This is a genomic window from Brucella sp. NBRC 12950, assembly GCF_030268145.1.
GTDB lineage: Bacteria > Pseudomonadota > Alphaproteobacteria > Rhizobiales > Rhizobiaceae > Brucella.
Window position 1 is genome coordinate 86,912 of record NZ_BSQC01000019.1, and the last position, 12,462, is coordinate 99,373.

Consider the following 12,462-nt stretch of genomic DNA (forward strand, 5'->3'; position numbering starts at 1 on the left):
CTGCTAGATGCAGCGCAACATCTTCGCAGCGCGCGTTTCGCGCAGCCATCACTTCGCCATTACGAGTTTCTTCATGCCCGCTGATCATCCTGTTTCAAAGCGCCGTACCTTCGCGATCATCGCGCACCCGGATGCTGGTAAAACCACGCTGACCGAAAAGCTTCTGCTGTTCGGTGGCGCCATCCAGCTTGCCGGCGAAGTGAAGGCCAAGAAGGATCGCATCCAGACCCGCTCGGACTGGATGAACATCGAACGCGACCGCGGTATCTCGGTAGTCACTTCCGTGATGACCTTTGAGTATAAGGACTGCATCTTCAACCTGCTCGATACACCGGGCCACGAAGACTTCGCAGACGATACTTATCGCACGCTGACCGCTGTGGATTCTGCCGTCATGGTCATCGACGCCGCAAAAGGTATCGAGCCACGGACGCTGAAGCTATTTGAAGTCTGCCGTATGCGCGATATTCCAATCGTGACCTTCGTCAACAAGATGGACCGTGAAGCACGCGATCCACTCGAAATTCTTGATGAGATCGAAGAAAAGCTGGCGCTTGATACAGCACCGATCACCTGGCCTATCGGTTCGGGCAAAAGCTTTGCCGGCACTTATGATCTGCACAGCAACACTGTGCGCCAGAAGGATGCCGAAGAGCAGCCCACCAAGGTCAGCGGACCGGAAGAAGCAGCGAAGCTTCTGCCTGAAAACGAACGTGAAGCATGGATTGAAAGCGTCGAACTTGCGCGCGGCGTCTGCCGCCCGTTTGACCTCGCATCCTTCCGCGAAGGCCATATGACACCGGTTTATTTCGGTTCAGCACTGAAAAATTACGGTGTGCGCGATCTGATTGAAGCCTTCTGCGACTTCGGCCCAAGCCCACGCGACCAGCAGGCAGATAGCCGCATGGTTGGTGCGACCGAAGACAAAATGACCGGCTTCGTGTTCAAGATTCAGGCCAATATGGACCCGAACCACCGCGACCGTATTGCCTTCCTGCGCGTCTGCTCCGGCAAGCTTTCACGTGGCATGAAGGCCAAGCTGGTGCGTACCGGCAAGCCGATGAGCCTGTCTGCGCCACAGTTCTTCTTTGCACGCTCCCGCCAGATCGCAGACGAAGCATTCGCGGGCGATGTGGTTGGCATCCCGAACCATGGCACATTGCGCATCGGTGACACGCTGACCGAGGGTGAAGACATCCTGTTCCGTGGCGTGCCGAACTTCGCGCCGGAAATTCTGCGCCGCGTCCGCCTTGATGATGCGATGAAGGCGAAGAAGCTGCGTGAAGCGCTTCAGCAGATGGCAGAAGAAGGCGTTGTACAGCTCTTCGTGCCAGATGATGGTTCACCGGCAATTGTCGGGGTGGTTGGTGCGCTGCAGATCGACGTTCTGACCGAACGTCTTAAGATCGAATATTCTCTGCCTGTCGGCTTTGAAATGTCGCGCTTCTCTATTTGCCGCTGGATCACAGCGGATGAACCGGCGGAACTCGACCGCTTCATCGCCTCGCATCGCGCTGATATCGCACACGATCTTGACAATGATCCGGTATTTCTCGCGCAGAATGGCTTCTCGCTCAACTACGAAGCCGAGCGTTGGAAGGCGATCCGCTTTGCCACGATCAAGGACTATCAGGTCCGCGACAAGGCCTGATATCACGGAGAAACAATGAACGACCCTGTTCTGGCTGCTCTCGACCTGCCCGATGCACTTGCGCATTCTCTGGCAGGCTATCGCAGTCAGCAGGATGGCATTGGCCGATCCACGGCCAATGTTCTTCTTCTCGAGCACCCGAAAAAAGCCCCGCTCGTTTTAAAGATTGAGCCCGCAAGCCCTGTCGGCGAGCTTGCCGATGAAGCGGCCCGGTTGACCTGGCTCAGTCAGCAAAACATAGCCTGCCCTGCTATCATGAGCTTTGTTCAGGAGCCTGATCAAAGCTATCTGCTCATGACACGGCTGGAAGGCCACGACCTCGCATCTGCTGCAGATCGTCTTGCACCCCAGCGCATCATCGAAATTCTCGCAGCAGCGCTGAAATCATTGCATGATATTCATCCCGCATCATGCCCGTTTGATCATCGGGTCGATATTCGCATTGAAGACGCCCGCAAACGTGTTTTGGCAGGTGCGGTCGATGAAGATGATTTCGATGACGAACGTGCAGGACAAACGGCTGAAGATCTGTTCGCAAAACTCTGCAGCCTTAAACCGGCAAGCGAAGATGTCGTCATCACCCACGGCGATGCTTGCCTACCCAATTTCATGGCCGCTAATGGCAATTTCACGGGCTTCATCGACTGTGGAAGACTGGGTCTTGCCGACCGTCATCAGGACTTGGCGCTGGCTTGCTGGAGTGTTGAATATAATCTCGGCAAAGAATGGGTAATGCCATTCCTCACTCTCTATAACGGGCCTGTAATAGACGAAAAGAAGATCGCTTTTTATCGCCTCTTGGATGAATTCTTTTAGAGCGCATCCCGAAAACCGTTTCACACTTTTCGGGATGCGCTCTAAAACATTCTCCGCAAATGGCTGAGCTTGTCAGGATTGCGGATGAGATAGACCCCCCGGATCAATCCGTCTTCGATCTCCACCGCAGCCACTTGCGGTAGGCCATCCGCCTCAAGGCTCATATGACCGGGTAAGCCATCAAACAGCGCAAAATGATTGATGGCAGGCACAAGCCCATCGGTCTTACGCGCAATACCGTCATAAAAGCGCATGATCTTTTCACGCCCATATATCGGGTTGAGCGCTGCATTGCGGATACCGCCACCGTCGGAATACATCACAGCATCTTCAGCCAGCAGACCTTTCAGCGCCGTCATGTCACCACTGCGGGACGCCTGAAAGAAAGCCTCGGCAATCGTGCGTCCACGATCCTCGGGCATGGAAAACCGCGACTTCTCCTGTCGAACATGGCTGCGTGCGCGGCTCGCCAGCTGACGACAGGCCACAGCATCGCGATCAAGCACACGCCCGACCTCCTCAAAGCCCATATCGAACACGTCATGCAAAAGAAATGCCGCCCGCTCCAGCGGCGACAGTCGGTCGAGAGCCAGCATCAATGTCAATGTGATATCGTCGCTGCGGTCTTCTTCATCCTCGACAAGTGGCTCAGGCAGCCATGTTCCGGGATAGGTTTCGCGTCGTACGCGTGCAGATTTCAGATGATCGAGCGCAAGACGGCTGACCACACGCGTAAGCCAGCCCTGCGGCTCACGGATGGTTGCACGATCCGCAGCGCTCCAGCGCAGCCATGCATCCTGCACAATGTCTTCGGCTTCGGCATGGGTGCCAACCATACGATAGGCAATGCGGATGAGCCGAGGCCGCAAGGTCTCGAACACACCCGCATCATTGATATTTGGCTCAAGCGGCAGCTGCATCGGCTTTGACCGGATGAACGAGACGCAGGCCCACTGCAATGCGGTTCCATGCATTGATGGTGGTAATCAGCATGGTCAGATTGACGATCTCTTCGTCTGAGAAATGCGCTTTCAAAGCATCAAAATCCTTATCCGGTGCGCCCGTCTGTGCCAACAGGGTCAGCGCCTCGGTCCAGCCAAGTGCCGCGCGCTCCCGCGCAGTATAAAGCGGTGATTCACGCCATGCAGCAACCAGATAGAGACGCTCTTCGGTCTCGCCAGCCTTCCGCGCATCAGCCGTATGCATATAGATGCAATAGGCACAGCCATTGATCTGCGAAGCGCGGATTTTCACCAGCTCATAAAGACTATATTCAAGTCCGGATGCCGCAACGCGCTTTTCCAGCTCCACCATTGCCTGCATGATCTGCGGGGCGAAAGTGTAAGGGGCAAGTCTTAGTTCCATGATCTCTTCTCCTTGATGATGACCCGTATTGGTCGCTCACCATCAAGACGAGATAGCTGCATCGGAATGTGACATGCCCCGCATAAAAAAATCAGCTTTTTATTTCGAGAAGTGCGGCCGCAATTTTTTCTGCAAGCTTTTCAGCAACTTGCTCCTTGCTCATTTCCGGCCATTCTTCGATGCCTGCGCGGCTCAAAACACGCACACGGTTGCGATCGCCGCCCATCACATCGCCAGACACATCATTGGCAACGATCCAGTCGGCACCTTTCTTGTCGAGCTTGCGGCTGGCATTGGCGAGCACGTCCTGCGTTTCCGCAGCAAAGCCCACCACCAGCCCGGGACGCTTCTCACTATGACCGACACCGGCCAGAATATCCGGGTTCTCAACCATGCTGAGCGTTGGTGCGCCCTCGCCCGGCTGTTTCTTGATCTTCTGATCGGCTGCATTAGCTGTCCGCCAGTCGGCAACGGCTGCAACCATCACAGCCGCATCAGCGGGAAGATGGCTTTCAACCGCCGCCTGCATTTCCCGCGCAGTTTCAACATGGGTGACGTTGACGCCCTGCGGATCAGCGATCGTGACAGGACCGGAGACCAGATGCACAGTGGCGCCCAGATGTGCCAAGGCCGCAGCGATGGCATGGCCCTGCTTGCCCGAGGAACGGTTGGCAATATAGCGCACCGGATCAATCGGCTCATGTGTCGGGCCAGATGTCATGACGATCACTTTGCCTGCAAGCGGCCTCGCCTGTGGCGCAAGCAGGTTTTCAATTGCCGCGACAATTGTCAGCGGTTCGCTCATCCGACCTGTGCCAGCCTCTCCACTTTCCGCCATCTCGCCCTTTTCAGGCCCAATGAAATGCACGCCATCCTTTTCCAATGTCAGTCGGTTGCGCCGGGTCGCGGCATTGTCCCACATGGCAGGGTTCATGGCAGGTGCAATCAGCAACGGAACCTTGCGGGCGAGAAGCACAGCACTGGCCAGATCATCGGTAATGCCAGTGGCCATCTTGGCCATAAGCCCGGCCGTTGCAGGTGCCACAACGATCAGATCGGCATCGCGCGCAAGGCGAATATGGCCGACATCCTGTTCGTCCTCGCGGGAAAAAAGATCTGTAAACACATGATCGGCGGACACAGTGCCGATGGTCAGCGGCGTCACAAACTGCTGCGCTCCGGCAGTCAGGACGGTGCGAACACGCGCGCCGCGTTCTTTCAAACGCCGAATGAGGTCCGGTGTTTTGTAAGCTGCAATCCCGCCGCTGATGATGAGAAGAATACGCTTATCGCGCAATGAACCGGCAATCGGCGACAAAGCAGCGGCTACCGGCTTCGTCTCTTCAAAACCGCCAAGCAGAAGCCTTGCTTCTTCCTCCATGGAGCGCCCGTTTTGAGCGGCTCTCACGCGAAGCCGCTCTTTTGCGGCGTCATCAAGATTGCGGATTGTAATACTGGCCATTTGATTGCACCGGTCTAATACTGATGCAATCAATGAAATCACTATTTTGTTGAATAATCAACAAACAGATGAATTATGGTGAAGCTAAAGCTCCATATAGAGCTTAATCGCTATCGCAGCCAATGAAATTGCAATCACTATCTGTGCTATGCGCCCCCAGCGCGAATGCCGCGCCTCGGCCCGACCAATGGCTTCTGCAGTCGCATCGTCAAAGCGCATACCGTTTGCGGCCATCTCGTCAAGCGCCACGGAAGCACGATCCATTCTTGCCACCAGCTCAGGCGTCTTGCGGGTGAAATGGAGCAGCGCATAGGCGCTGTCCTTGGCATCCAGCAACATGCCCTGCGGTCCGAGATTCTTGCGAATCCATGCACCCACAACCGGCTCGGCAGCTTTCCACATGTTGAAATGCGGATCGAGCGTGCGCGAAACACCTTCCACCACCACCATCGTCTTCTGAAGCATCAGAAGCTCAGGCCGTGTTTCCATGTCGAACAGCTCAGTCACTTCAAACAGAAGCGTGAGCAGCTTTGCCATTGAAATGGTTTCGGCTGGCTGTCCGTGGATAGGCTCACCAATGGCGCGGATTGCCTGCGCAAAACTCGCCACATCGTGCTTGTGCGGAACATAACCGGCTTCAAAATGCACTTCTGCTACGCGCAGATAATCGCGTGTGATGAAGCCATAAAGAATTTCTGCGAGAAAGCGCCGCTGATCCTTGTTGAGCCGTCCGGTAATGCCGAAATCAACGGCGACAATAGTGCCTTTGGGATCGACGAAGAGATTACCCGGATGCATGTCGGCATGGAAAAAACCGTCGCGCAGCGTATGACGCAGGAAAGACTGGATCAGCGTTTCAGCAAGCTTCTTGAGGTCGAAGCCTGCTGCATTCAACGCCCCGATATCCGACATCTTGATGCCGTCGATCCATTCGAGCGTCAGGACATCGCGGCCCGTCCGCTCCCAGTCAACATCGGGAACGCGGAAACCTTCATCATCCTTGATGTTCTCGGCAATCTCGGAAAGTGCCGCCGCTTCAAGCCGCAGATCCATTTCGATGCGCGTTGTCTGCTGAAGCGTTTCAACCATCTCAACAGGCCGCAAGCGGCGCGTGAAAGGCACATGCCGCTCCTGCATACGGGCGACCATGAAAAAGCTTTCAAGATCGCGCGCAAAACGCTGGCGGACACCCGGACGGATAACCTTGACGGCAACCTTGTGCGGCGCGCCATCTTTCATCACATAGGCAGGATGGACCTGCGCCATAGATGCAGCCGCAATCGGTGCATCAAAACTCACATAAAGATCATCAATCTTGCGACCGAGAGAATTCTCGACTGCCGAAACGGCTTCCGCCTGCGGGAAGAAGTCGAGCCGGTCCTGCAACAGCTCCAGATCAGCGGCAACATCCTTGCCGACAATATCCGGACGCGTGGCAAGAAACTGGCCGAGCTTCACATAGGAAGGGCCAAGCTTGTTCATCGCACGCGAAATACGTTCTGAGCGAGGCGCATCTTTCGCCCGCTTGCGCGCTAGCACTTTGGCAAACTTGTGCCCCAGCGCAGGCAGGCCTGCAGCATCATCAACAGGCAGTGAACTCAACACGCCTTCGCGCGCCATGATCCAGCCAGCACGCATCAACCGTATGGCAGCAGAAATATTGCTCATATCAGACTCAGAGCTTCCAGCCTGAATGAAGCGCTGCAATTCCACCCGTGAAATTGCGATAGCTCACACGCTCAAAACCCGCTTCGCGGATCATGCGCGCAAAGTCTTCCTGCTTTGGAAACTTGCGGATCGATTCAACCAGATAGCTGTAAGAATCAGCATCACCCGTGATCATCTTGCCAATCTGGGGAATGGCGTTGAAAGACCACTGGTCATAAATCTTATCAAGCAGCGGCAGTTCAACTTCCGAGAACTCAAGGCACATGAAACGACCGCCCGGCTTCAACACGCGATAGGCTTCAGACAGCGCCTTGTCGATATGCGGGACGTTACGGATGCCGAATGAAATCGTGTAGGCATCGAAGCTTGCATCTTCAAACGGCAGCTCTTCCGCACTGGCTTCAACAAATTCGAGGTTTTCAGCAAGACCCTTCTTGATCGCGCGCTCGCGACCGACACCGAGCATCGAGCCGTTGATATCGAGAATGGTTACGTGTGCCTGACGCCCGGACGCTTCAACAATGCGGAATGCGATATCGCCCGTACCGCCTGCAACATCGAGCGAAGTCCAGCCCGGACGCTTGGATGGAGCCAGCCAGCTGATCATCGCATCTTTCCAGACGCGGTGCATACCAGCCGACATGAGATCGTTCATCACATCGTAACGCTTGGCAACCTTGTGGAAAACGTCATTGACCAGCCCCTGCTTTTCGCTTTCGTCCACTGCCTTGAAGCCGAACGAATGCTCCATGCCACCATGTGCGCCCACGCGGTCTGCATTGCCTGTCTGCTGGCCCATAACTCACCTGCCGGTTCATGTGCGAAACGAAGCCGATCTCCGTTTTCCGTTTGCCTGATGCATATAAAGCTTGTGCCGGACGATACAAGCACAGACCGCAGGCCGATACCCCTTTTGTGATCTGGTGATTAATTTCCGGCAGTTAGCGCGCATAAGCTGGTGGTCAGCCAAGATTCACACGGCAAATTCAAACCACCAGACTTGCGCAAGTGCTGAAAATGGTCAAAGACAGATAAAACTGTGCGTGTGCGCCTGCCACGCGTTTTCTCCGGCATCATTCGCCGTTAAAGTGAAAAACGATAACAAGAAAAGTGGAAAAATCATGGGCGTTAATGTCGTCAGCCATCCGCTTGTCCAGCACAAGCTCACCATCATGCGCAAGCGCGAAACTTCAACCGCCAGCTTCCGGCGTTTGCTGAAAGAGATTTCGCTGCTGCTTTGCTATGAAGTGACCCGCGATCTCGAACTGACCACCATGCAGATCGAAACACCGATGATGCCAATGGAAGCACCAACGCTTGAAGGCAAGAAGCTGGTCTTCGCCTCCATCCTGCGCGCCGGTAACGGCCTGCTGGAAGGTATGCTGGATCTGGTTCCGGCCGCTCGCGTGGCGCATATAGGTCTTTATCGCGATCACGATACGCTGCAGCCAATCGAATATTACTTCAAAGCTCCGGAAGATATCGTCAACCGCCTCATCATCGTGGTCGATCCAATGCTTGCAACCGGCCACTCCGCCATTGCAGCCATCGACAAGCTGAAGGAACGCGGCGCAACCAACATCAAGTTCCTCTGCCTGCTGGCAGCACCGGAAGGCATTGAACGCTTCACTGCGGCTCACCCTGATGTTGACGTCTTCACCGCCTCTATCGATGATAGCCTTGATGAAAAGGGCTATATCATCCCTGGCCTCGGCGATGCCGGTGACCGCATGTATGGTACGAAGTAAGTTTCAAACCATACGATAAGAGACAGATTGATCCGCGTTCTGACCGCTCGATAATTGTTATTGAGCCGTCAGCGCGGATTTTTTATCATCTGATGATCAGCAAAAACGGAACAGCTTTATGTCCACGGATAACCGCCTGACAGAACTCGAAATTCGGGTCGCTGAACAGGAAAAGACCATTGAAGAGCTATCATCTGTCTTGGCCGAACAATGGAAAACCGTTGATCAACTGAACAAGAAACTGACAGCTCTCACCGATCGTTTTCTTATGCTGGAAGAACAGACGGCGCCTGACGTGCCCGTCACCAAACCTCCACACTGGTAATATCATGATTGAAATCATCAAACTGGACGACCGCAACGATCTCGCCGCCACCTGCGCCAAATGGAACCACAAAGAGTGGGGTTATCTTTCGGGCGCAACTGAAGACCAGATCATTGACGGAATGCACGAACTTGTCCATGCAACCGATGGTCAGGCCGTTCGTGCAGCCTTGTGGAATGGCGAACTCGCGGGTTTTGTCCTGTTGATCCATAACGATCTCGACAGCCACCCTCACCTCAAGCCGTGGGTTGCAAGCCTGCTTGTTGCACCAGAATTCCGCGGGCGGGGTGTTGCGAAGGCACTCATGGCTTCAATTGAAGCGGCAGCCCAGGAGCTCGGCTATAGTGAAGCCTATCTCTATACCGACAAGCCTGACCTTTATCGTAAAATCGCCTGGAATGATTTTGAAGAGCTGACCGGTGACGATGAAGGTATGTTGATCCTGAATAAGAAAATCGCGCGGAGTTAACCGCGCGATTTTTTTGCTTTTATGATGCTGCTGGTATCGGGCAACTAACGCCCGTTCCGCGCAAGCCGCAATAGCCATTCGGGTTCTTGGCCAGATACTGCTGATGATAATCCTCCGCATAATAGAATGTCGGAGCATCAGCGATTTCCGTTGTAATCGGGCCGAGACCACGCCCAGACAGTGCTGACTGATATGCATCCCGGCTCTTCTCAACCGCTTCGCGATCCGCCTCGTCAAAGGTGTAGATCACCGAGCGATAAGTCGTGCCAATATCATTGCCCTGTCGCATACCCTGCGTCGGATCATGCTCTTCCCAGAACAGCGTCAGCAGTTCATCAAGGCTCACAACCTTTGGATCGTAAACCACAAGAACCACCTCGGCATGGCCTGTGAGACCCGTGCAGGTTTCTTCATAGGTTGGATTGGGCGTGATACCACCCGCATAGCCAACGGCTGTCACATAGATACCCGGCACCTGCCAGAAAAGCCGCTCCGCACCCCAGAAACAACCCATGCCGAGCATGACTTGTTTCAGACCTTCCGGCCATGGCCCCTTCAGCGAATGCCCTGAAACAAAATGCGCTTGAGCAGTCGGAATTGGTGCTGCCCTGCCCGGCAAGGCATCCGATTGGGAAGGCATTTCAATTTTCTTGCGATAGCTGTCCAGAAAACCCATCTAATACCTCCTTATGCATGTCATGAAAGGCGGGAACCCTCACACAACACGAACAAACAAATTCATAGAACGTAGAAGCCGAAGCTAAACCGTTTACCGCGCGGTGAATTGTAAAAAACGTTTCTCGCGGCGATGGCCAGCGACGTAGAACAGTAGAGCCAACACACCGAACAAGACCCAGCCCGGCTGTTCGAGAACAGGAACGAAGATCCCGTTCCACACTCCTGACGATATGTAGTGCGTCACATAAGCTTCTGCATCCCCCAGGCTTTCAGGTGCTGCTCTCGCCCATATATCCAAAAGCGGCTTGGTGACAAAAGCTGAGGCGCCAACCGAGCGCGCTCCGTCCAGAATCGCAAATATGACGCCAAGCGCCAAAGAAATGACCGCGAAACCACGCAAAACAAAACGGATCACGATTCTTGTCCTGTTTCTTCAGATGCAGCGCCGTGGAAATCTGCCCGGCACCTTATCCTGACTATATCTTTGCAGCACCTTAATTATAGCATGGCACCGGGTTAAGCCCAAAGTGCAGAAATTGCCCACCAATCACGCAAAAATTATCCATTTAATAACAACGAGTTACAAGGATTATAAAAAGCTTCTCACAGGCTGGAAGATTTTAATGCCGAAAAGCCAAATAAGAGTTGAACATCAGCCCATTCTGGCTATATTGCGCGCCGCAGGGGCTTTTTTGGTAGTCAACCAATACCTGATTTGAAAGCCCTTCCTTGCTTGCGTTAGTTCTGTTCATCAGACGATATCACAATAGCAATAGACGGAGAGGTGGCCGAGTGGTTGAAGGCGCACGCCTGGAAAGTGTGTATACGGGGAACCGTATCGCGGGTTCGAATCCCGCTCTCTCCGCCAGAAATATCTTCAACTCGATATTCAAACGTTCTTATTTCAGGCATAACGACCTTATTAATGTTCGTATTCCCCCCTCATACTCAGTCCATATTTTCTAGCGAGTTCTGACCGCAACATAGCTTCCAGCCGTTACTATCGATCTCGGGTATCAACGTTGAAGACCTACATATCCGATAGCCCCAATCTCGCCTGGGAATTTCCCTTTTCCGCAGAGCTATTTGAATTTGGCTAATCACCAATGAATGGTGTGATCTTTCTCCATGAAGCTCATCACGAGCAATACCGCGCCATCTCTGTCTTGCTATTGATCCATGTTGCAGAAATTTCCGGGTCAACATCTCGTGCCATTTGCCCAAATCAATGATCTCTCGGGCTTTTATAATAACGGCGATACGATGCTTATCTGCTTTGATGCTGATAGCGATGCCGCCGCACCGACCGTTCGCATCTATGATTACGTTACGCCGAAAATCTCATCATAGCAGACCTCTCATACGAAGGTATCCAAGCATGGGCCTCGTCAACTCTAAAGGCATCATTCGATGCATAAGGCGGTGCTTGCCCAACCGGAAAACTAAACGAACGAAGGGCTAGTTCCCTTCATGACCAGCAGTCCGCATGCTCTCCGATCTTAAACTGCGTAGATCACTTCCGCTTCTTCTTCGTCTGCAAATGGCAGACTTTCACGCGCTCGCCATTCTTGCCTTTTCGCCAGACACAACCTTCGTTGCGGGGCTTACCTTCGTAGAGATAAATCTTGCCCCGCCGTTTGCTGTTAAAGGTCTGATTGGAGAAATCGTGACCACCGACGCGCACATTCTTGCCAAAGCGTACTTCGGCATATGCTGGAAACCCAAGCGAGACAGCGAGCATAACGGCTAAACCAATAGACAGTAGTTTCATCGGCTACTTTCCTGTTACGAGCTTATTACTTGGCTTAGTATAGAGTTTCATAGCCACTTTTTCAAAAGCGCCGCGTTGTTTTTTAGGATAGCTGGGCTTGCATTGTTCTGTGAGGCTAGCCGGCGTCAGCATGTAAGCAGCATGGCTTATGTTGGCCAGCCCTTTAGCCTTCTTCATCATCTATCAGGAACGTCAAAAGCCCGGCTTCTTATGCACCGGGCTTTTTGATTTTATTGATGTTTTTTGGGCTTTGGTTTCGTGTGATGCTTTTTCCCGTTCGGCGGGTAATCGATACTCAATCGATTACTTATTCTCCTCACCCTTCAGGTTATGGTCCACAGGACGACGAGCAACGATCGCCAGCGAAGATGAAGTCTTCGTGCCAGCGATAAGATTTGGTTTATTTTTTGGGGATATTGGTTGCGGGGGCAGGATTTGAACCTGCGGCCTTCAGGTTATGAGCCTGACGAGCTACCGGGCTGCTCCACCCCGCGCCAGGGTGTTTATTA

Annotated in this window: 14 protein-coding genes and 2 tRNA genes; 7 read left to right on the forward strand and 9 right to left on the reverse strand. The window is 53.6% G+C overall.

Annotated features, from left to right (window positions below; all coding sequences use genetic code 11):
* The first annotated feature begins 73 nt into the window (after nucleotides 1–73).
* Together QSJ70_RS24560 and QSJ70_RS24565 are read left to right on the forward strand one after the other, a co-directional pair.
* A complete protein-coding gene (locus QSJ70_RS24560) occupies nucleotides 74–1,651 on the forward strand; it encodes a peptide chain release factor 3 (protein ID WP_007876460.1) in 1,578 nt (525 codons plus the stop codon).
* Between the two features lie 15 nt (nucleotides 1,652–1,666).
* The gene (locus QSJ70_RS24565; protein WP_285540452.1) at nucleotides 1,667–2,467 is read left to right on the forward strand and encodes an APH(3')-II family aminoglycoside O-phosphotransferase; all 801 of its coding nucleotides are present in this window, start codon (nucleotides 1,667–1,669) and stop codon (nucleotides 2,465–2,467) included.
* Between the two features lie 41 nt (nucleotides 2,468–2,508).
* On the opposite strand, the gene QSJ70_RS24570 is transcribed toward QSJ70_RS24565, so the two are convergent.
* The 5 genes from QSJ70_RS24570 to ubiE all read right to left on the reverse strand — a co-directional run bounded on the left by QSJ70_RS24570 (nucleotide 2,509) and on the right by ubiE (nucleotide 7,761).
* Entirely contained in the window at nucleotides 2,509–3,387 is an 879-nt protein-coding gene (locus QSJ70_RS24570; RefSeq protein WP_105518873.1) for a sigma-70 family RNA polymerase sigma factor, read from the reverse strand.
* Complete coding sequence (locus tag QSJ70_RS24575; protein ID WP_079212236.1) at nucleotides 3,371–3,832, reverse strand: carboxymuconolactone decarboxylase family protein; 462 nt, start codon at nucleotides 3,830–3,832, stop codon at nucleotides 3,371–3,373. Before QSJ70_RS24575 ends, QSJ70_RS24570 begins: the two co-directional genes overlap by 17 nt.
* A 91-nt stretch (nucleotides 3,833–3,923) precedes the next feature.
* A complete protein-coding gene (coaBC, locus tag QSJ70_RS24580; protein ID WP_285540455.1) occupies nucleotides 3,924–5,294 on the reverse strand; it encodes a bifunctional phosphopantothenoylcysteine decarboxylase/phosphopantothenate--cysteine ligase CoaBC in 1,371 nt (456 codons plus the stop codon).
* Nucleotides 5,295–5,378: 84 nt separating this feature from the next.
* Nucleotides 5,379–6,962 (reverse strand): 2-polyprenylphenol 6-hydroxylase, encoded by a 1,584-nt coding sequence (gene ubiB / locus QSJ70_RS24585; protein ID WP_285540457.1) that lies wholly within the window; start codon nucleotides 6,960–6,962, stop codon nucleotides 5,379–5,381.
* A gap of 7 nt (nucleotides 6,963–6,969) precedes the next feature.
* The gene (ubiE, locus tag QSJ70_RS24590) at nucleotides 6,970–7,761 is read right to left on the reverse strand and encodes a bifunctional demethylmenaquinone methyltransferase/2-methoxy-6-polyprenyl-1,4-benzoquinol methylase UbiE (protein ID WP_007876472.1); all 792 of its coding nucleotides are present in this window, start codon (nucleotides 7,759–7,761) and stop codon (nucleotides 6,970–6,972) included.
* A 322-nt stretch (nucleotides 7,762–8,083) separates the two neighbouring features.
* On the opposite strand from ubiE, the gene upp reads away from it, so the two are divergent.
* The 3 genes from upp to QSJ70_RS24605 all read left to right on the forward strand — a co-directional run bounded on the left by upp (nucleotide 8,084) and on the right by QSJ70_RS24605 (nucleotide 9,504).
* The gene (upp, locus tag QSJ70_RS24595) at nucleotides 8,084–8,710 is read left to right on the forward strand and encodes a uracil phosphoribosyltransferase (protein ID WP_007876474.1); all 627 of its coding nucleotides are present in this window, start codon (nucleotides 8,084–8,086) and stop codon (nucleotides 8,708–8,710) included.
* A gap of 118 nt (nucleotides 8,711–8,828) precedes the next feature.
* Entirely contained in the window at nucleotides 8,829–9,035 is a 207-nt protein-coding gene (locus QSJ70_RS24600) for a SlyX family protein (RefSeq protein ID WP_064321008.1), read from the forward strand.
* 4 nt (nucleotides 9,036–9,039) lie between these two features.
* A complete protein-coding gene (locus QSJ70_RS24605) occupies nucleotides 9,040–9,504 on the forward strand; it encodes a GNAT family N-acetyltransferase (RefSeq protein WP_285540461.1) in 465 nt (154 codons plus the stop codon).
* Between the two features lie 19 nt (nucleotides 9,505–9,523).
* Here the strand turns inward: QSJ70_RS24605 and msrA are convergent, their stop codons facing one another.
* Nucleotides 9,524–10,180, reverse strand: a complete 657-nt coding sequence (gene msrA / locus QSJ70_RS24610) for a peptide-methionine (S)-S-oxide reductase MsrA (RefSeq protein ID WP_285540463.1) — start codon at nucleotides 10,178–10,180, stop codon at nucleotides 9,524–9,526.
* Between the two features lie 93 nt (nucleotides 10,181–10,273).
* A complete protein-coding gene (locus tag QSJ70_RS24615; protein ID WP_079212239.1) occupies nucleotides 10,274–10,597 on the reverse strand; it encodes a hypothetical protein in 324 nt (107 codons plus the stop codon).
* Nucleotides 10,598–10,960: 363 nt separating this feature from the next.
* Here QSJ70_RS24615 and QSJ70_RS24620 point away from each other — a divergent pair.
* Together QSJ70_RS24620 and QSJ70_RS24625 are read left to right on the forward strand one after the other, a co-directional pair.
* Nucleotides 10,961–11,050: transfer RNA gene (locus QSJ70_RS24620), tRNA-Ser, on the forward strand.
* 311 nt (nucleotides 11,051–11,361) lie between these two features.
* Nucleotides 11,362–11,532, forward strand: a complete 171-nt coding sequence (locus tag QSJ70_RS24625) for a hypothetical protein (protein ID WP_285540465.1) — start codon at nucleotides 11,362–11,364, stop codon at nucleotides 11,530–11,532.
* 163 nt (nucleotides 11,533–11,695) lie between these two features.
* Here the strand turns inward: QSJ70_RS24625 and QSJ70_RS24630 are convergent, their stop codons facing one another.
* Together QSJ70_RS24630 and QSJ70_RS24635 are read right to left on the reverse strand one after the other, a co-directional pair.
* Nucleotides 11,696–11,953: a hypothetical protein gene (locus QSJ70_RS24630; RefSeq protein WP_064321013.1), complete on the reverse strand. Its 258-nt coding sequence runs from the start codon at nucleotides 11,951–11,953 to the stop codon at nucleotides 11,696–11,698.
* 417 nt (nucleotides 11,954–12,370) lie between these two features.
* Nucleotides 12,371–12,447: transfer RNA gene (locus QSJ70_RS24635), tRNA-Met, on the reverse strand.
* Between the last annotated feature and the right edge of the window lie 15 nt (nucleotides 12,448–12,462).

Coding starts and splice junctions, on each gene's coding strand:
- QSJ70_RS24560 (WP_007876460.1), top strand. CDS start 74: ATGCCCGCTGATCATCCTGTTTCAAAGCGCCGTACCTTCGCGATCATC.
- QSJ70_RS24565 (WP_285540452.1), top strand. CDS start 1,667: ATGAACGACCCTGTTCTGGCTGCTCTCGACCTGCCCGATGCACTTGCG.
- QSJ70_RS24570 (WP_105518873.1), bottom strand. CDS start 3,387: ATGCAGCTGCCGCTTGAGCCAAATATCAATGATGCGGGTGTGTTCGAG.
- QSJ70_RS24575 (WP_079212236.1), bottom strand. CDS start 3,832: ATGGAACTAAGACTTGCCCCTTACACTTTCGCCCCGCAGATCATGCAG.
- coaBC (WP_285540455.1), bottom strand. CDS start 5,294: ATGGCCAGTATTACAATCCGCAATCTTGATGACGCCGCAAAAGAGCGG.
- ubiB (WP_285540457.1), bottom strand. CDS start 6,962: ATGAGCAATATTTCTGCTGCCATACGGTTGATGCGTGCTGGCTGGATC.
- ubiE (WP_007876472.1), bottom strand. CDS start 7,761: ATGGGCCAGCAGACAGGCAATGCAGACCGCGTGGGCGCACATGGTGGC.
- upp (WP_007876474.1), top strand. CDS start 8,084: ATGGGCGTTAATGTCGTCAGCCATCCGCTTGTCCAGCACAAGCTCACC.
- QSJ70_RS24600 (WP_064321008.1), top strand. CDS start 8,829: ATGTCCACGGATAACCGCCTGACAGAACTCGAAATTCGGGTCGCTGAA.
- QSJ70_RS24605 (WP_285540461.1), top strand. CDS start 9,040: ATGATTGAAATCATCAAACTGGACGACCGCAACGATCTCGCCGCCACC.
- msrA (WP_285540463.1), bottom strand. CDS start 10,180: ATGGGTTTTCTGGACAGCTATCGCAAGAAAATTGAAATGCCTTCCCAA.
- QSJ70_RS24625 (WP_285540465.1), top strand. CDS start 11,362: ATGTTGCAGAAATTTCCGGGTCAACATCTCGTGCCATTTGCCCAAATC.
- QSJ70_RS24630 (WP_064321013.1), bottom strand. CDS start 11,953: ATGAAACTACTGTCTATTGGTTTAGCCGTTATGCTCGCTGTCTCGCTT.